This is a genomic window from Veillonella montpellierensis, from assembly GCF_947090115.1.
GTDB lineage: Bacteria > Bacillota > Negativicutes > Veillonellales > Veillonellaceae > Veillonella > Veillonella montpellierensis.
The window spans coordinates 1-19,755 of sequence record NZ_CAMUMS010000010.1; the positions used below are offsets into that span (position 1 = coordinate 1).

The following is a 19,755-nucleotide window of genomic DNA, read 5'->3' on the forward strand; positions in this document are numbered from 1 at the left end:
AACACAAGGTTCACTATGGATTTTTTATGTGTTCAATTTCATTTTATAATTAAGCTATTTTATATAACTAATTCTATCCACCCTACATAATCCATGATGAATTATTTCGAATTATCCCAAAATCTCAACGCCTCAAAGATATAAAAAAACTAGTAGGCATTGTCATCCTACTAGTTTTGTAATTACTATTTCCCAACAGAGCGTCTACCTCTATCGTAATTATTTATAAAAATCCTTACCTAAGTTCACTGTTGCCGATTCCAGTTTTTTTCAATATAACAAATACTAAACTAATCACCATAGCCACTACGGTAGCTAATCCCATTCCCCGTAGGGTAACAGGGCCTAGTGTAACACTGGCACCACTAACACCGACAATTAATGTAACTGCAGTTAGCATTAAATTTGTTGATTTTGTATAATCTACCTTTCTTTCTACCAACATGCGAAGTCCAGAAGAGGCAATAATACCAAATAATAAAATGCTAACACCACCCATAACTGGTACTGGAATCGCATGGATTAACGCAGAAATCTTACCTACGAAAGATACCAAAATAGCTAAAATGGCGGCCCCAGCAATTACATACACACTGTATACACGAGTAATTGCCATAACTCCAATATTTTCACCGTATGTTGTATTAGGCGTAGCTCCAAAGCAACCGGATAAAATATTAGCCAGCCCATCACCTAATAATGAGCGTTGCAAGCCGGGATCTTTCATTAAATCGCGACCCACAATATTACTAGTTACGACCAAATGTCCTACATGTTCAGCAAATACGACGAATAATGCAGGCATAATCATAGCAATGGCATTAATATTGAATACAGGCATTTCATAAAATGTAGGAAGAGCAATCCAAGGAGCAGTAGCAATACTGTTTACGTCTACTACACCCATAAAGGCGGCTAATATATAACCTGCTATAACCCCGATTAATACAGGAATCACAACCATAAATCCTCTGAATACAACTGTTCCTAATAAGGTTACAATCAAGCTAAACATAGATAAGGTCAACGCTTGTGCCTGTGTCATGCCAAGATTTTCCCAAGAATGCCCTGTAATAGCTGCCATATCCATCGCTACTGGTGCTAATTCTAATCCAATAACGGCGATAATGGCGCCCATAGCTGCTGGTGGAAATAGAACATCAATCCACTTTACACCTATATAGCGAACTAAAATTGATAAAATAACAAAAGATGCACCAAATACAATGAATGCACCTTTCGCTGCCCCATATCCTAGTCCACTAGCCAATACGGCGCTAACTGGTGCAATAAAAGCGAAACTAGACCCTAAATAAGCGGGGATTTTTCCTTTACAAATTAACAAATAGAGTAAGGTACCAATGCCATTCATAAACAATGCTGTAGATGGATCTACTTTCAATAAAAATGGTACCAATACAGTTGACCCAAACATAGCAAATAAATGCTGTAAACTCAATGGCAACATACGACCTAGTGCTGGTCTTTCTGATACATCAATAAAATTATTCATGTGACTCTCCCTTACTAGAATGAATTTTAAAACGACTTTGTGTTTCTTCGCGCAATGACGGCATCGCAGCATGTGTCCCTATTGATTTTACACCTGCTTCATTACGTTTAGCAATATTTGCTAATATACCAACAGCCACTAGGTTTAATAGCATAGACGATCCGCCATAGCTAATAAATGGTAATGGAACACCTGTAACAGGAAGACATCCACATACCATAAACATGTTGAACACTGCTTGAAATCCTATCAACAACGTAATGCCTGTCGCCAATAATGATCCCAAATAATCCCGTGACTGTTTGGCAATGTGAAATCCAATCCGAAAGAACATATACACACAGAAAACAACCACCAATGACCCTATAAATCCAGTTTCTTGTGCCCACACAGCAAAAGCAAAATCCGTATGTGCTTCAGGCAAGTAAAAATATTGTGAAGTCCCATGAGTAAAGCCTTGCCCCCATAGTCCCCCTGAGCCGATAGCCAATAAACCTTGAACCGTTTGATAACCACCTTCCTGTGCATACGACCAAGGATCAAATAGTGATCGCAGACGATCAAGACGATACGGTTGTATAATCGCTAGTAGAAAAGCACCTACCGCCCCCATACCAAATAAGGAAAGGGTAACGGTTCGATTAAGTCCTGCTATAACAATCAGCACGAAAGGGAAAAATAAAATTAATACTGCTGTACCCATATCTGGTTGCAATAATGTGGCTACAAAAAACACCATCGGCACCGACATTAAAGGAGCTAAGTAGGTGACTGTATGCCATATATATTGGAATAGTCGCTGAATACCATTACCCATACTAGGGCTACGCCTACCTGTCATGGTTCTTTTCTTTCGTACTGGTAAATCCTTCCATTTATACTTCAATAATCCTGTGGCAGTCCAAATAATAGCACCAAGTTTTGCAAATTCTGATGGTTGCATAGACATAGACCCAATCGAAATCCATCGCCTAGCTCCATTAACAACATCACCTATAAGGAATACGGCTACCAGCAAAAACAATATAATCCCCATGACTATATAGTTAAATCGTTGATTTTGAAGCCGACGGTAGTCCATACGATAGGCCCCAATACCTGCTAATCCACAAACGATTAAGATTCCTAGATGCTTACCGAAAAATCCTCCCATGGAACTACCCGATAAAGTCGCTTCTACAAAAGTAGCACTATACACATTAATACTGCCAATAATAATTAATAGCACTATAAAAGTAAGCATCCCTTGTGCATCATTTTTAAAAATACTACGCCACCATACGTTATGTCGTCGTTTTTTGCGTTTCATACATTAAACCTCCTTTGGTTTAATGGCCTCTAATCTGAAAATAGGTTGTCCTTTTCCACTAAATTTTTCTTCATACTCAGTTCGTATATTAGGCATATCAGTAGCATGCAAATCATAAGTAACATTCTTCAGTGTCCAACCACAGGTCTTAAATTCTTCAAGAGAAAACATAAATAACCCTTCATTATCAGTTTTAAAATGAATTTCTCCATCATCCTTTAACAAACGAGCATATCGTTCTAAAAAAGTATGATACGTTAATCGTCGTTTAGCATGCTTTGCCTTTGGCCAAGGATCACAAAAGTTAATATAAAATCGATCCACTTCATTAGGTGCTACAATATCCTCAATACCGGCAATATCAAATAATGAAACTTTAGCATTATCCATATGCTGTTCAAATAATTTTTGAGCCGCATAATACATAACACCTATTTTCACTTCAAAACCAATAAAGTTAGATTCCGGATGTGCCTGTGCCATGCCCGCAATAAATCGTCCCTTGCCAGTACCCAACTCCATATACAAAGGTTTTGATGGGTCCTTAAATAAATCACGCCAATGCCCCTTATGTATTTCATGGTTTTCCATAATGGTATACGGTGCATATTCCAAAATAGCCTCATCAATCCAAGGTTTTCTTCGTAATCTCATATACTCTCCTAATCTATATTATATAATAACTCATCTTATCTATTATAAGAAGATTATCTACGACCGTCAATCATAAGAGAATGAGTTACTCTAATTCTCTAACTAGTTACAGAATATACATGGCTATTACAGTCACTCACAACTATGATGTATCAATACGGATAAACCTATCCAAATAGTGAGCATCGTCTTGTCCTATAACTCTAAAATACAGATAGAGCTAGGTATTTCCTAGTTCCATCGGTATTCAAAATAACAGGTTTTCTCCTATACCTCCGAAAGAGGAAAATAATCGCATGTTTCTTTAACTCTATTAAGGTAGCAAAAGAACCCAGTAACCATGCTAGTTACTGGGTTCTTAATTTGTAATTAATTATTCAGCTGGCAACCAGTAAACCCCGATGAAATAATGGTTTATCAATGTTTTGGGTAGCAACAAGTGTGCAACAAGATATATTTTTATGCCAACCACATCCAGTTTACTAATTTTCTGATTCTTTTTTTTCTAAGATTTTTTATTAAGTATCTACACTATATTTTATTCCTATTTGTCCTCTTACAGTATATATATTAACCTTTAATATATCCTGCTTTCCTATATATTAATCGTGCTAATTCTTTACAGCAAGATATATGACTGCTCCACCCAGTAAAACATTAAGTAATTTACTGGTGCGACGTTCTTTATTCGCTCGCTCCAGCTCTTTCTTTTGCTGTTCTAAGTATATCTCGGCTTTCGCTAATGAGTTTTGCGTTCTCATTAATGATTCTTGCTGCTTCTGCAAGTTCTGATTTGCTAGTTGTAATTGCTTGTTCTGTTCGTTGATTGTATTCTTCGCTACTTGTAATTGCTTCGCTTGCTCGTTCGTTGAGATCAATGCTATCTGTGATTGATTCTCTAGCATTTCTATTTTGCTCGCTAGCTTTTGATTGTTCTCGTCTAACTGTAACAAGTTCTTGTTGAGCGTTCTGTATTCCTCTTGTGTCAACGTGATTTGCTGATTTTGTGGCGTAGCACAATATGCAAGCGACGATACACACGATAACGCAGATAGTAATAATAATGTAATAAATATGAATAAGCTTTTTGATTGTGTCATACATAGTTACCCCCTGTTGTTTTGAAAGTCAGTTATACCACGAGCAATGGCCGCCGCGAAATCATCTCTATGATTGGTTAGTAATTCTGCATCACTATCATTATCAATGAATGCTGTTTCAACCAAAATTGCTGGCATATTTGTGCGTTTTAGTACAATTAAATCATTGCGAACTTTAATACCCCTATCAATAGTTCCCAATGCATTTAAAATTTGATTCTGTACGCAATTAGCCAATACAGTAGAAGCTCCGCCCCAACTATATACAAATGTCTCTGTTCCTCTCGCGGTTCTGTTGACTGAATTACAATGTATGCTTACAAATATATCTGCACCGCTATTATTGGCAGCTTCACACACAGGTATGCTTCTATCGCTATAGTTACTATCATAGTACAGGTTATCTGATTGAAGCATTTCCGTTTCAATTCCAACCGCTTCTAAGTACCCTTTTAATCTTTCTCCAATCTCCGCTACTACATCAGCTTCACGCATGCCAGTGTTAGGGTTTACTGCACCGCTATCATAAGTACGATCATGTCCTGGATTAATAAATACTTTCATTGTGATTCCTCCTTATTTTGTATTCTGCTCATACCCACCAGCTTGGCTGTTATATTTGCTATTTATAAACTTATTTGCAATTTGTGTAGCAGCACCGCCACCGCCTGTCAGGCTTGCAAAGGTTTCATAATTTTGCCAACCCGTATGCATAAGAACTAAATAAATACTGACAACTAAAAACGCTAGCCATCCTATGACAGCTAGCGTTCTAGTAAGTGACATCTCACCATTTTCGTATAATAACATTCTAATAACATTCATTGTATCACCGTCCTGTTACTTCTAATGCATCAATGCGTTTGTGTGCAGACTTAATCGCTTCATGATGTGCAGCTAATTCACTTTTAAAATACGCACGATCATCTTGCGATTTTTTTATTTCTTCTTTGATTTCTTTGATTTCTTCTTTAATCAGCTGCAACGTTACTCCAATCTTGCTAAAATAATAAATCCACGAGCCTACCAAACTTGCTACAGTAATAGCAAATGTTAAGAACTCAACTGTAGATTGATTCATAGTTACCCTCCATTTTATTTTTACTCTAATTTATACAGCTTTACATCTGCACTAAAAAAAAAGACATCCCTCGATGTCTTGACCGTATGTGCTATAATAAATGTAAAGAGATAGCAAGTGTCGGAAACGCTAGGCTCATCTCAAAAATAATATGTATTCTTGGGAAATGGCCTAGTGTTTATTACATTAGGTCATTTTTCTATTTCAGAATCATGACTACAAGTTTTGCAAAAGCTATCATTAGTAATAACGCTTCATACACGCTCATAGTATCACCACCTACGTGATGAACCTAACTCACTTACTATCTCGTATAGATTATAACATATAAAGAGCCTTGTAGGCTCTTTTTTATTTACTATCTCCTATTTTTATTTTAAGGCACTCTTACATGTCTTTCACAATATCCTGGGTTATTTTCCGTAAATTCTGGGTCTTCCGCCTCACATTCTGCTATTGCTTCTTGTCTTAGTTCTTCTTTTGTCTTTTTAGGTGGTTCTGGGTTTTCTTGTGTTTTAGGTCGTTCTATCTCTTTAGGTGCTACCTTGTGTTCCTCTTTAGGTATCACTTGCCCCCCCCCTCTGCTTGTAGCCATAGATGTATAAGATACCTGCATGACCATAAACTACATCCCACACCGTACTTAAGGTTTCAGTGCTTATTCCGCACACATTATCCATAATGCATGCCATATGCAAGTCCATCTCACGTGCAATATTTAGAAGATTCTTTATAATTGATGATTGAACTATAGACATCGATACGGTTCCACTGTTTTCAAGAGTATAAAATACGTATAAGATATCATACTCATCCCATGGGGCTGTAAAATAAATTTTTTTATTTAATGCGCCTTTCTTACTGTTATACTTACGCCCATCAAAAATTAAGTCCATGTCTGGTATAGTTGGTATTCTTATATTCTTCATTATTTCACTTTTAATTCTTTCAATTTCTTGAGTTACGAGATGTTCCAGTCCTTTATTTTGAAACATCTCATCTATCATTTTTACTCTACTATCTATACCGTTTTTTAAGTTGTCTAAATCACTTTTGAATACCAGTTTATCCCATTTGCCCCACTTGGTATCTACCATACTTTTATAGCGATACCATATGCCTTTGTAAATTCCTTCAAAAGCTAATTGCCCTATATAGCCACTATTCATACTAGATTGTATCGTCTGGTTTAATACAAGTAAACGGGCTGGATTACCATATGAAGGGGAATGTGTGGTTGGACTATCTGCAGAAATACTGTAAAACCCCTCTGTTGTAAAATCATTTATATCACGAGTAATATAGCTAGTAGATCCTACCGCATACTCAGAACCAGTAGTTGTTTTAATTTTTTCTTTTCCCATCGTCTCAAGCTGTATATCTCTTTTATGTAATTCTGAATCAATATACGACTTATTATACACATCAGTAGCATTTGCCTTATTGCCTAATTGCGTCGATATAGTAGTTGCAAAATTAGGGTCATCATTCAGTGCTTTGCTTAATTCTTTCAGTGTATTTAGCGTTTCGGGTGCAGAATCTACCACATTAGCAACAGCACCTTCTACATACTCTACCGATGCAAATTCCCCTTTATCAGCTTTATCTTTTAACACATTTGTAAATTCTGCATGTGTTACATAATCACCGCCTGCAATGTCTCTAGCTTTTTCTGCATAACCTTTCTCCAGTAATGCTTGATTTGTTGCTTCGTCGACACCTTTACTAACTTTGGCGATACTCTCAATAATACTCTGCGTACGGTTATCGATTGCCCTCTTAACCTCCGTTACTTGTGCTAATACGTCATGAATTGCATTCTTACAGTGTAATGCTATCTCACTAGCTTGTTTACTGGTAGTAACGTTCGCATCGGTAAGTAATTTATTATCGGTTACTGTACTATTAATCACTTCAACAGCCGTACGTATTTTTTTTATTTCTTCAAATACGCCATGAATCATATCTATCTGATTGTTAATATCTGCCTTATCTTTTGACAAGTCTTTATTAAAGGCCTCTACTTGTGTAACACATTTTTTTGCACTAGCAACAAAACCTTCAATCAATTTCTTACTCGTCTCTATCGTCTTAATCTGATTTTATAGTAAGTAAATCACCGTCAAACTTTGCCTTAGTTCCCTTTACATAGTCATACCCATCTTTTACCGTTTTCGTCATATTCTCGAAGTTGGCCACTGGGTATGTTGTTAGTTCTTCGCCCGTGTTAGACCAGCCAATAAAGGCTCTTTCTTTGCTGTCTGGTATGGTTAGATTTCTATGTGGAGAATGGATTGGGACTTGTAGGCTACGATCTAGTTTCGCATCTAATTCTTGTAATATACGTGTGATGTAATCAAATTCGGTTTCGATATTGTCGTACGGGTATTTGTCGGGAAAGTCCATTGTCTGTGTAATCTCCGTATCTCGATATACAACAAGCAAGCCTCCCGTTGGCATAGCATCACCCCGTCGTGGGTAGGTAACCTTACGCCCTTCTATCGTTATATTATCCGTTACATCTTTCGCCCTTCCTGATGTGTCTACATATAACGCTTTTAACTCGCTCTTAGGAGCGACATCATAGGGATACTCAAACACTGTAGTATGTCCATCCCCTTTAAATTGAATATACGTATTTTCACTACCTACCATACTAATCTAATCTCCTTTCATTAAAAATGAGGATTCACCGCATGAACCCTCATTTATTTGTATGTTCGTGACGTTTTATATACACATCGTATTTCTTTTGTTCTTTACGAGTACGGATTTTTTTATCCATGATCACTGCCGTGGCCATATCTAATATCGTAGCATCTGTATCCGTCAGTAACCATTTGGCCATTGTCCATGCTCCATCGGTAAGCGTGTCACTAAATCCACCTGGTATTAGGCGATTGACCACTTCCGATGCACTTCTACCAATATCTGTAGCACTCACTTTGTCTTGACGAAGTAAAGCGTCGCCCAGTGCCTTTGTAAGCTTAGACGTCATTGACAACGCCACAACTTCACTGCCTCGATTCGTTATCGTATCGCCCGTAATCGCTCCCCCTGCAGCGCCTAATATATCACGCACGATAGGGAACCCTTGCACCGTAGCAGAACCAATCGCACTGACTGATTTCTTGGCGATGGTTTTAAGCGTGTCCTTGTCGTTATCCCACAAACTACGAAGTAACGCTTCTGCAACAGACTGTAACACAATCCAAAATAGAAATGCATGTGCCAGTTTCCACCAATTGCCACTATCTTTAGCAAGCCATCCAGCTTCTAACAGTGCATTAAACACAGTACTAGAATAGCTATAAAACGGCGTGAATATACCGACAAGTGAATGATTCTTACGCTGCACACCTGCTTGGTCTTTTGTGTCACCGCTGCCAAAGATAGAACGGACCATACGGTCACCTGCTTCAATCGCCCTATTTTCTATTTCTTCAGGACTATATCCCGACTTACCAACCAGTTCCGCTTTCTTGCTTTCATACTCGTGCATCCATATCGGCATAGACAACATGAGGTCAGTTTCCGTAATGAAAAAGTACCCGTATCGATTAATTTCTTCTTGCATTTTCTGTGTTCGCCACATTGTTTCATCAATAGCACCGCCCGTAGAAAATGGAGATGTTCCATCAATTTTCATTCCATTTTTCATATCCTTGTCGAGATTCTGAATCCGTTCACGAAGAAATAGCGACTTACTCATAACAAATCGTCTGTTAGTAATCGGTCCGCCAAAGTAAAACGACTTAACCGCAGACAACGTATTGATGGCCCCCATTTTATGCATAGCAGGAATGATATTCAATACGTTCAATAAAGCCGTAGATGTACGGTATGCCATAACCGCCATCGTAGAGTTTTTACGCAGCGTCGACAATGTTCTATCCCAACGGCTGGTCTTACTGATTTCAGTTTGCCAATTATCCCTCACCCACTGTTTTATATACTGGTGTGCATCTCGACCCAGTGTTTGTACGATTGCACGCTCCACCTCATGGTGTTGGATCAATTTATTAACGTCAGTAACAGCTTCACGCATGGCAATGTGGTTGATGGATTCCGTAATAGCACTCGGAATGACATCAAGAGAGAGCATAAGTTTCTTACCCTTAACGGTGGTCAATCGTTTCTTAGTGGCGCTAAGGCCCATTCCCATAACTGCATTAGAACTCATCTGTGACTTAATCACATCCTCTATCGCATAGTCGGAGGACTTATTGTCCAGTCTAGGATCATATACAATTGGGTAATACTGACCTTGAATCTTACGTCCTGCAATCGTAAACGCAACGCCTTCTTCTTTCTTCATCGGTGTACCATATAACCGTTCTTGTACTTGGTTACGCTCGTCAAAGTACGAATTAATATGATTCCACGTCGATTCAATAAAGTTCCAGTCTGTGTCCGTTAGTACGTTGGAGAATATTTTTTCGACTTCTACCTCCGTCGCACTAAACGTTTCAAGAACGCGCTGGCGATTCGCTTCCGTGCCCCAGTTAAGTGCTGCCGTAATAATTTGTTCCTTCGTTAAATTTCTAACATCACCAAGTGTATATCGTCGTACATTGCGAATCTCAAATAATTCTTTTGGAGAATAACTTTGACTAATCGCCAAAGATAACCACTTCATGGCTATTTCTGTACGCTTTTTAGCCTCATTCGTGGCCCGATTAATCGGTTCATATATATAACGGTACCATACACTGCCTCCAGCTACGCCACCATCACAACGATTCAGTATACTTTCAACTTTGGCAAGTTCAAGCATATTACCCGATATGCTGTGCGATACTTTCGTCTTCCACGTTTCACTGGTAAGCTTATCCAGCAAATCTTGATCTGGAATACCACCCATCGTTTTTTCAAGTTGCTCTACTAGCTCTTGTGCTGCCTGATCAATAGAAATGGATTGCCCCGTATCGTCTTTAATCGTCACCCCCTTATAATCTGTTCTGCCATTGTGGTAAATAGCATGCATGATTTCAACAATATCTCTAACATCCGCTACAGATAACTGGTGATAAGGTATTGGCTCTTTACTAGCCCACACAGTATATACAGAAGGTGGCACGATTTCTTTTGTATTCGTATCCGACAATAACGTATCTGCATCTAGCACAGCATACACAGAAGCGATATCAAACTGTCCATCAGCAGGCAATATACCATCACGGGTAGACATTCCTAACTGATACATCATATGCTGGTACCAATACCGAGCTTGTGGCTCTAGTTTCACCGTGCTTTTACTGCTACTAATGCGTTGTAACTGCTGTACAAGTTTCGTCCGTTCCTTATCCATTTCTTGATGAATTTCAAAGGCAACACGAGCCATGGCCGTTTTCATCAATTGTTCTTGTTTAAGTTGGTACGCCACATCGAGTTGCCCTTTACTAAAAGCGATGTCCGCGTGCTTACCAGCTGTTACCGACTCACGAACAAAGCGCTTATACTTCGTGGATTGACTTACCGTCAAACCTGCTAGTTTGTTTTTTGCTTTCCCCATGGCCACATGTAAACTTTCCGTATGCATATCTCGTAAACGGCTCATATCTTGTACCCTACTTTGAAGCTTAGCAATCAACGCATCCTTTTTGTCTGCTTCTTTCGCCAACCCCTTTTCAATGCGTTTACGCTCTCGCTCCGTAAGTTCATGAAGTCCTTGTGTAACTTGCTGTTCTACATCACCTTCTGTATCAATACGTTGCAGTATGGCCAACGCCCGATAATGTCTAGCACACGCCTTTCGGATTTCGTCCTTAATCATGTCGGCTTCTGCCATGCGCAAGCGTTGTTCTGCTTGGTGTGTAAGTAACCATTTCTCCGCCATATCTGCATTATCCATGGCACTTCTATCCGACGATTGATAGCTTTCTTCCGCTGCGTGCAGTTGTTCATTAACCACCACATGCCATTTGCCAATACCTTCTGTTTCTTCTGCCTCTTCTAAAGATTCTAAGGTTGGATGATTTGTATGTATCAACGCATCAATCCCGAATGCTTCATACCTAGCTCGCTCTCGATAAATCGGATACCGTTCAACTAATCCCTTTTCAATGCGTGCCTGTGCTTCACCTTTTACCTCTTCCCAAGGAACTTTCTTTTGCTCTTCCATTTCTTTCATGTATTCAGCCCGCACTTTTTCTTTGGCGCGTTCTTTGATACTAGCGACTTTATCATGCAATAACGCCTGTTCTTGTTCCGACAAGTTCTGCATATGGTCATTTGTTTCTAAACGCTCTACCTCTCGTTCGTTCGCCCACGATTCAATATCTTGTTCCGTGGCCAACATACGATCCATCACTTCGCGAATTTCTTTCGGTGGCAAACCACCTAGCATGGATACCTTTTGATACAATTTAGTAAGCCATTTAGCAAACTGTCTAAAGGCTCGTTGCAATGATTTCGTCGGTGCCGAACCATCACGGACATAAGCTTCAAATCCTTGGGCAAATCTTTCATGTGCGGTACGGTTTGTATCGGCATCCGCCCCTTCCTGGTACCCCGTCCATGTCTTGATGGCTTCCCAATCACTTACCACCTCTCTAGGTGCACCTTCCATGTTGGCCAACATGCGTAAATCTTCTAAAAACACATGGCCTGATTCATGTACAAACGTAGAGAAATTAGCACTATCAAAGAGTTCTACTAACTTTCTTCCATCATCGTACATAGATGTTACGCCCCGTACGGATTGATAATAAGAAGAATTTTCCTCTTTTAACTTGCGTAAATCTTCTTCATTTGGTATAGTGTACGTAAAGAAATCACTGATGTGGTATTCCGTCGATGGCAATTGGAGCCGGTTGACCGAATACCAATCGGTGATTTTTTTTGCATTCAAATACAACGCTTTTTCTTCTTTTCCTTCTAATTTATTTTTATACCAACTTATAGAAGGAGATAAAGACTTCATATTATATTTTGCATATGTACTAGTTATAACATTAACCTTATATGTACCGCGACTACTATCAGCATCTAGCTTAATCGGAATAATAACATTAGCATTATTAACTGGATACTTTAATTGAACCATGGCAATAATACTACCTTTTTGTGTTTTAGATTCAAACACGGCGATAGGGTCAGACAATTGTTGAATTAGATTTTTAAGCCCCGCCTTTGTAATTTCAGGATGTTCTTTCATGATTTTACGAATTTTACCGACACCCATAACAACTTCATATGGTTTTGCCCCTGCCAATTGTAACGCAAGCGGTGTAGTCATTACTCTAACTTGCATACCTGCATCATAAGAATCTAAATTGTCGATAATCTTACTCCAGTTTGCTGTATCAGCTTTTAGTTTTGCCTTAGCCTCTACGACTTGTTGCTTTGTAACAACTGCGGGTTGTGATTGATAATAGGAAGGATTTTCCTCTTTTAGCTTGCGTAAATCTTCTTCGTTTGGTATACTGTCATCAATAGATAGCATTTCAGTGTGGCTGGGTTTTGATTTCCCGCCCACAGAGATGCTATCTTTTTTTGTCCGATCAATATATAACAATCGATCATGCTTTAACTGTTGTTCATACCACGTATCATGTTCTCTAGGGAAAATAGACATTATAAAGTTCCCATTTTTATTTTTATCAAACACGATAGGTATATTAGTAAGCTTACCTTCTTCTGACTTTATCTCAATAATACTAATAAAAGAATTACTCTTTACTTGATCTTTTTTAGGATCATAATTTTTAAAAACAGCAATAGGATGAGCTAATGCCTCTGGAAGCTGTTTCACTAATTCTAACTTAATCTTATTGGCATGTTTTTTGTTAATAACCTTATTTATTATATTATTTTCAATATATATATCTTTATTTGACATACCAATCATTTGATACACCAATGGCATACTCATAACCCGATGTCTATTTCCTGTAACCTTATTAGCTTTAAACGCATCAATCAGTGTGCCCCACGCTTCTGTGTCAGCTTTTAATTTTGCCTTAGCCTCTACGACTTGTTGCTTTGTAACACCTGATTGTTGTGATTGATAATATTCAGAATGTTCATTTGAATCTATATAAGAGTTACCATTCATATCCTTGACACCTGATAACATTTCTTGTATAGTAATTTTATCAGGAGCGTCGGCTACGCTTTTATCACTCTGTGTTTGTAGCCCACGCTCCTTTTTCTTATTTTCAATAATCACACTATACAAGTCCAATTGTGTTGGATTTAATGTAATCTTATTCTGTCTCTCTTCTCCAATAATCCTTAATACATATACACTTCCTGATAATCTAATTGGCACATAAAATCTATGATAAAATTCGACTTCATTTTTCCTTTTTTGTCTTTCAGAAATAGGGGTTGTGAAGTCTTTTTTAATATTTTTTCTACTCTCTATTAAAACAGAATTTTCTATCACAGATTCTAAGTTATCCAACGCACTTCTATGAACGCTCTTATTCTGTGTAAAATTCCACGCAAGATGTTTAGCCCCTTTATAATCTTTTATTCCAAGTGTAGCCAATTTATCTTTTGATAAAATGGAGCCTGTAAACTTTTTTCTTAAATAGTTAGCTAACTCAGAGTTATTCATTTTGTGGATGATATCAGTCCTAGGCGTTGTAATATCAACAATATTAACTTTCGTCTTTAGATCTACACCAGGATTTAGTGGTTGCGTAAACCCGTTCTTGATTTGTTTTGTATCACCCATTTGAATAGATATGTACCTATCCATGTAGTCCTTGGCCGTAAAATTCCACTTCCCAGCTTTTTGCATAATGTTGGCCATCACATCTGCGTGTGAGGCAAATAACAAGGCCCCTTCTTTAGCTTGTTTGGCTACTTCTCGATTCGGAGATTGTCGCAACGTATTGTACACATCTTGAAATACTTGATACCCATCTTTACTAAAGTTCATACGCATGGCCACGTCTCCCTTAGCGATTTTGTCTACTGCACCCTCTAGTCCTTCGATGTCACGAATCGATTTCGATGCTTGCTCCATCTCGTCATAGGTTTGGTCAATCATTAGGGTAGCCTCAGGGTCATTTTGTACGCTTTCCTTTTCTAGCTGCCTATTGTACGCTATAACACGCATTCGTTCTGCCTCAGGTGTAATTACATTAGAATTAATCCCGTCCATACTTACATAAGGAACTGAAACGCCATTTTTTTCGGCCTGTTTAATATTTTGATACTGTCTATTGTATTTCTCACGGAACTCCGCTTGTGCTTCTAACAGAATCGTATGATACGTCTGTGCCACATGGTCATAATCATCTAATACATCATTTAAAATTTCTTTTTGGTATGCACTCGCATCTGGCACATATTCATTAATAATATCTCTCTTTACATTGGCTTTATGATTTTTTAACTCTTCATTCACGTCTTGGCGTGCCTGTTCATAGGATTCTTTCTCTTTTTGTATTCGACGCATGGAGCGACCACCTTCAGTATAGTAGGTCGTGTTCTTTATCGCTTCCATCGCATTGTCAGACAAATCAGTTGCTTTTTGGGCAAACTGACCGAGTGGAACCTCAATCGGCGTTTCTGCTTCAATCGACTTGGCCACACGTTCATTACTCACAATGCCTGCGTTCACCAGTTCGCGGATAGCCTGTTGCCCTTCAGGTGTTTCCACCATTTCGTGAACATTAATATAGGCAGTTGGTACTTGCACCTTTTGTGCATATGTTTGTACTAACTGCCCGTAAATTTCTGGATTTTCTTGTGCGATTTTATTCGTTCTGGCATCATTTCTAATATTGGCCATCAACGTGTGTGCATTTCGATTCTGCTCTTCTTGAAGTAATGCGGTTTGCTCTTCAGGCGTTAAGCGTTGCCACTTCCGCAAATCATGTCTAGCACGAAGACCACCAGCAATACTACCTAATCCAGCAATCCCTATCATGGAAGGTGCCGCTTGCACCATGGCTCCCAATGCTCCACTTGCAATGTCTCCTACCGAGTAGCTACCTTCGGGATCATTTGCCTTACGGAAAAGATTATGTTGTACCTTTTCATTCACATCTTGCAGTCCCTCTTCTACAAGTTCAGGAATGCCAGCCTTTACACCTCGTTTCACTGCTTGGCCAACAATAGCCCCCATTCCTTTATTGATGGTAGACACGGTAGTATCCACACCTGTAGTAAGTGCTTGTGCCACCATACGGCTAGCAGGAGTAGCTTTCACAACGGCCTTAGCGCCTACGCGCATTGCAAAAAATTCAATGCCCGTATCAATCGCTGCAAATTTTTGAGCCATGCTATACGCTTCATCATGTGAATACACATTACGGCCATTCGCATCTTTCTTTTGGATAAGATCTATATATTTTTTACCAAAAGACGTTTGATACATTTGTTCCGCCATACCCACTTGAGCGCCATAGGTTAGACCAGTGATACCACCTGCCACGGCGCCAGGCGCAGCACCAACACCACCAAGGGCAGAACCACTAACAGCGCCAAGGGCAGCGCCAGCCCCCATACCTTGTACTGCACGATTGGAGCCTTTAAAAGCTTGTACCCCCATCATATATAGTTGTGCTACGCTATCGCCGACAATTTTCGACCCTAAATCTGCCACGTCTGTTGTCCGATACTGTTGCAAATTATTCTGTAATCTGTCTATCTCTTGTAAAATAGTTTGACGATCCGCCTCGTCTGTTGTTTCTGCCAATTTATACCCCGCATACCCAAGTAGTAATTGGTCATTCATGGCCCATAACGATTGCTGAATGCTATCAAATACGCCCTTAGTCTTATTGACATTTTGTACATCATCAAATGTTTTTTCAGCACTGGCCAACGAGTCATAGCGAAGATGTAATAATTCTGGATATTCTCTAGTAACTTCTTCGTAGGTTTTGCCTCGATCCATTTGGTTCGATATATCGATTGCCCGAGCGAATCCGTCTTCACTTGCCGTTAAAATAACATCAGGGTTAATATGTAATTTACTGCCAATCTCAATCGCTTTATCACGCTTAACGGCATCATAATTCGGTTTAGCATATATACTAGCATATAAATATCCTGCTAAGTTATTGTCATTAGCACGGCTCATGGTATACATATCAGTATAACGTGAGAATTTCTGTAGTGAATCATGAATACCTAGCTCTCCCGTAACTGTAGTAAGTTTATCCATGATATTCGCATTAGGATCTGCTAACGTCGTATTGATACGCTCTACACTGTCACCAATACTGCTGACCGTATCTTTCACCGTATCCCATATTCCTTTTGGTGCAGGTCCGCCTTCTATCGTACCCGCTACCGAATAATCTTTTTGATAAATGCCATTATTGGCAACTGTTTTCATTTCATCTGGCATAATAGTTATTCTCCATTTAATCGTTTTGCCCATTCCCAATATGGCAATGTTTCTGTATCACCATTATTAAATGTGGCTTGCATGTATCCTTCGTTGCCAGCCCACGCTAAGTTTTTAATACCAAGGCCCGTAAGTTGTGCCGCCGTATACGTAAGAGCACCGTCTCCACCTGGTTGATAGGTCGTCTGACTTACAACAGCATCCGCTGCCATTTGGCGAATCGTTTCGTAGCCAGGATCATAGCCGTTCTCGTCTTGCCATTTGGCTCGTTGTTTGGCAATGTTTCCATAGACACCTGCCTCGTACACATCGCCCGCTGGGCCTTCTGGTTTATTCGCACTCACAATGCCATCAATATAGCCACCGTATTCAGATTTAAGCGCTTTTACATTATCTCTATTTCCCGTAATAGAAATAATGCCATCAAGCTGTGCTTGTGTCATGCTTTGCCCTGGATGGACTCTGTCAAATTCATTCATCGTATCCTGCAACGAATGAGTGGCCGCATACTGCTGGACATAAATATAATCTTGCGTACTAATTAATGATGCTTTGGCTGCTTCTCGTCTAACCGCATTCCGCTCCGCACTCACTTTACCAATGAGCTCGGCTCGTAAGTCAGAATTATCCCCCGTAGCTCCGTTTAGAAAATCTAACTTTTCTTGCGAAGTAGCACCGTTCGCATCCATCTGATCAAGTTGCAATAAGATGGCTTTCTTTTGATTTTGAATGTTTTGATTATACACACGCATATCCGATGTCGCCTTTGACCCTACTGCGTCAGCAAACGCCTTAGCTTGTGCATCAATTTCCCCGTCTGTCATTACTTTTCCCGAACTTCCTACTTTCCCCATACCAACAATAGGGTACGTATCAAGAGGAATTTCAGAAACACCACTCGTACCAGCTTGTGCCACCATGCCATTACCCATATAAATGCCTACATGCGATATCCCTTTATAGGCAGCGCTTCCATTATCACCGCCCTGGGATATATCATCTGTATCTGGATAGGAATGTCCAGGTACATTCCAATATACCGTATCACCTGGTTGTAACTGGCTCGTATCATTAAATATCATACCCGCTTGTTCTAACTGATAATATTGGCCATCTGCGGTTCTACCAAGAAATCGATAGCCCCCTATATTGTTCATCGTGTCTTGTACCCATTTACCACAGTCGGTCGCATTGACGCCATCACTACCCTCAAGATACGGTTTGCCTTTTGTCCGTTCAAATTCTGCGCTTAATTTATTAACATCAATATGCCCACTCTTAGCTTGCTTTGCTTTTAGCTCTGCAAACTTTTCGTTATATGCCGTTTCCGCTGCATTAGCTGGTGGCTTTCCATTCCCCCAATGAGCCGCTGCGTATTGGGCGGCCCCATTGGTAGCATTAAACGCAGCTTCTTGTTTACGTGATTTAGCCTCCAACTTTTGGACAAGCTCTTCACTAACGCCAATATCACGGAGCACACCAGTAATTTTACTTACGTTAGAATAGTCTTGCTGCCTATCTAGTTGATCTAACACAATCGCACCCACTTCATCAACCTTGTGATTATATAGATCCTTTGTATATTCTTTACCACGTAACTTATAGGTATTCTCTATATTAGATTTAAGATTCTTGGCCATCGCTAATAAGCCAGTGCCATTATTGTATTGTAAAGTGGCCAAGTCTTTCATGGTATCAAAATTAGTATCAAACGTTAGATCCGTATATTTTTCTTTTTCCGCTGCTTCATGATTCTGCATCATTTGGCCATTGCGAATCGTAGCGTCATCCGCCATACGATTAAATTTTTCATACACCAGTTTATTGTCAGGTAATTGACTTATAACCTGTTGTCGAATCGTAGCCTCTGCATTGACAAATTGTTGCGTGACTCCCGCTGCACCACCAAGCTCTGTATGAGCAAGACCATTTTTTTCATTGTACAGCATATCAATCACTTGCTTATTATAATCTGTTTCCGCATTCATATACGCCACATTCATCCGTTCGGTATGTTCGTCATCCGCTACTTTTGCCGCCTTTAGCAATGCATTTTGTAAAGCAGTAGTACCGCTGATATCCGCTCCGTAGCTTGCGCTATTTCCTGTATTCGCTACTTGTGCATTAATCGTATTTAATTTTTCATTTGGGTTATAACTTTTTAATTTCACTTAGTATCCCTCTTAACAGTTTGATAGCTATTAGAATTAGCATTACTACCAGAAGTATATCCATTTTGTCGTGCCGTATTCCCCGTATTCTTAGGCGCACCTGCATATTGTTGCTTTAACGAATACATAGAGGCAGCTCCACTAATCAATGTTGCTAATGCTTGCATATTGCCTTGTCGTTTCGCGTTCGCTGCCGCACTACGTGACGCATTGGCTTGATTTAGATAGTTAGTTTCATTCACCTTTTCATTCCAAATCGCATTGTTTTTATTCGTGTCCCATTTATTCACATCTTGATTATATGCATCATAAGCCGCCCCCAACGATTGTAATGGCGTGCCTGTCATCATCAAGGAAGATGACCCAGCCTCGGCTGCGTTCTGTCCAGCTACTAACCGCATTTTATCGTCCATTTGTTCTTTTTCTTGCAAGTACTGTGCATTGATTTGCCGTTGCTTAGCAGCACTAATGCGGGCGTTTTGTTCCGCTACCGCCGCCTGTTGATTATACATTGCCGCTTGTGCACTTGCTTGTTGTCGTGCCGACTGCATCCCCATAAGGGTAGATATACCAGTCAATACCATCGCTGCTGGAGCACACATAAGCATTC

General features: G+C 39.5%; 14 protein-coding genes. All 14 read right to left on the reverse strand.

Annotation, left to right across the window (positions count from 1 at the left end; genetic code table 11):
- Positions 1-235 precede the first annotated feature (235 nt).
- A complete protein-coding gene (gene uraA / locus P6940_RS06170) occupies positions 236-1,513 on the reverse strand; it encodes a uracil permease (RefSeq protein WP_028257741.1) in 1,278 nt (425 codons plus the stop codon).
- A complete protein-coding gene (locus P6940_RS06175; RefSeq protein ID WP_277293497.1) occupies positions 1,506-2,822 on the reverse strand; it encodes an FtsW/RodA/SpoVE family cell cycle protein in 1,317 nt (438 codons plus the stop codon). The genes uraA and P6940_RS06175 overlap by 8 nt, the downstream gene beginning before the upstream one ends.
- A 3-nt stretch (positions 2,823-2,825) precedes the next feature.
- A complete protein-coding gene (trmB, locus tag P6940_RS06180; RefSeq protein WP_277293498.1) occupies positions 2,826-3,476 on the reverse strand; it encodes a tRNA (guanosine(46)-N7)-methyltransferase TrmB in 651 nt (216 codons plus the stop codon).
- A gap of 684 nt (positions 3,477-4,160) precedes the next feature.
- The gene (locus P6940_RS06185; protein ID WP_277293499.1) at positions 4,161-4,496 is read right to left on the reverse strand and encodes a hypothetical protein; all 336 of its coding nucleotides are present in this window, start codon (positions 4,494-4,496) and stop codon (positions 4,161-4,163) included.
- A gap of 86 nt (positions 4,497-4,582) precedes the next feature.
- On the reverse strand, positions 4,583-5,140 hold the full coding sequence (locus P6940_RS06190; RefSeq protein ID WP_277293500.1) for an N-acetylmuramoyl-L-alanine amidase family protein: 558 nt from the start codon (positions 5,138-5,140) through the stop codon (positions 4,583-4,585).
- A gap of 12 nt (positions 5,141-5,152) precedes the next feature.
- The gene (locus tag P6940_RS06195; RefSeq protein WP_277293501.1) at positions 5,153-5,401 is read right to left on the reverse strand and encodes a hypothetical protein; all 249 of its coding nucleotides are present in this window, start codon (positions 5,399-5,401) and stop codon (positions 5,153-5,155) included.
- Positions 5,402-5,405: 4 nt separating this feature from the next.
- Positions 5,406-5,657 (reverse strand): hypothetical protein, encoded by a 252-nt coding sequence (locus tag P6940_RS06200; protein ID WP_277293502.1) that lies wholly within the window; start codon positions 5,655-5,657, stop codon positions 5,406-5,408.
- A 199-nt stretch (positions 5,658-5,856) separates the two neighbouring features.
- Positions 5,857-5,925 carry a putative holin-like toxin gene (locus P6940_RS08145; protein ID WP_423839124.1) on the reverse strand — a complete coding sequence of 23 codons (69 nt, stop codon included), beginning with the start codon at positions 5,923-5,925 and terminating at the stop codon, positions 5,857-5,859.
- A 108-nt stretch (positions 5,926-6,033) separates the two neighbouring features.
- Complete coding sequence (locus P6940_RS06205; protein ID WP_277293503.1) at positions 6,034-6,225, reverse strand: hypothetical protein; 192 nt, start codon at positions 6,223-6,225, stop codon at positions 6,034-6,036.
- Complete coding sequence (locus P6940_RS06210) at positions 6,215-7,726, reverse strand: pyocin knob domain-containing protein (protein ID WP_277293504.1); 1,512 nt, start codon at positions 7,724-7,726, stop codon at positions 6,215-6,217. Before P6940_RS06210 ends, P6940_RS06205 begins: the two co-directional genes overlap by 11 nt.
- A gap of 22 nt (positions 7,727-7,748) precedes the next feature.
- Positions 7,749-8,312, reverse strand: coding sequence for a hypothetical protein (locus P6940_RS06215; protein WP_277293505.1), 564 nt, complete (start codon positions 8,310-8,312; stop codon positions 7,749-7,751).
- A gap of 49 nt (positions 8,313-8,361) precedes the next feature.
- Positions 8,362-16,974, reverse strand: a complete 8,613-nt coding sequence (locus tag P6940_RS06220; RefSeq protein ID WP_277293506.1) for a hypothetical protein — start codon at positions 16,972-16,974, stop codon at positions 8,362-8,364.
- A gap of 5 nt (positions 16,975-16,979) precedes the next feature.
- Positions 16,980-19,145, reverse strand: a complete 2,166-nt coding sequence (locus P6940_RS06225) for a C40 family peptidase (RefSeq protein WP_277293507.1) — start codon at positions 19,143-19,145, stop codon at positions 16,980-16,982.
- The gene (locus P6940_RS06230; RefSeq protein ID WP_277293508.1) at positions 19,142-19,747 is read right to left on the reverse strand and encodes a hypothetical protein; all 606 of its coding nucleotides are present in this window, start codon (positions 19,745-19,747) and stop codon (positions 19,142-19,144) included. The genes P6940_RS06225 and P6940_RS06230 overlap by 4 nt, the downstream gene beginning before the upstream one ends.
- Positions 19,748-19,755 lie beyond the last annotated feature (8 nt).

What these genes read in the sequence shown, in the direction of transcription:
- P6940_RS06200 (WP_277293502.1), bottom strand. Translation starts at nt 5,657, where the DNA reads ATGAATCAATCTACAGTTGAGTTCTTAACATTTGCTATTACTGTAGCA.
- P6940_RS06215 (WP_277293505.1), bottom strand. Translation starts at nt 8,312, where the DNA reads ATGGTAGGTAGTGAAAATACGTATATTCAATTTAAAGGGGATGGACAT.
- P6940_RS06230 (WP_277293508.1), bottom strand. Translation starts at nt 19,747, where the DNA reads ATGTGTGCTCCAGCAGCGATGGTATTGACTGGTATATCTACCCTTATG.
- trmB (WP_277293498.1), bottom strand. Translation starts at nt 3,476, where the DNA reads ATGAGATTACGAAGAAAACCTTGGATTGATGAGGCTATTTTGGAATAT.
- P6940_RS06175 (WP_277293497.1), bottom strand. Translation starts at nt 2,822, where the DNA reads ATGAAACGCAAAAAACGACGACATAACGTATGGTGGCGTAGTATTTTT.
- P6940_RS06220 (WP_277293506.1), bottom strand. Translation starts at nt 16,974, where the DNA reads ATGCCAGATGAAATGAAAACAGTTGCCAATAATGGCATTTATCAAAAA.
- P6940_RS06195 (WP_277293501.1), bottom strand. Translation starts at nt 5,401, where the DNA reads ATGAATGTTATTAGAATGTTATTATACGAAAATGGTGAGATGTCACTT.
- uraA (WP_028257741.1), bottom strand. Translation starts at nt 1,513, where the DNA reads ATGAATAATTTTATTGATGTATCAGAAAGACCAGCACTAGGTCGTATG.
- P6940_RS06190 (WP_277293500.1), bottom strand. Translation starts at nt 5,140, where the DNA reads ATGAAAGTATTTATTAATCCAGGACATGATCGTACTTATGATAGCGGT.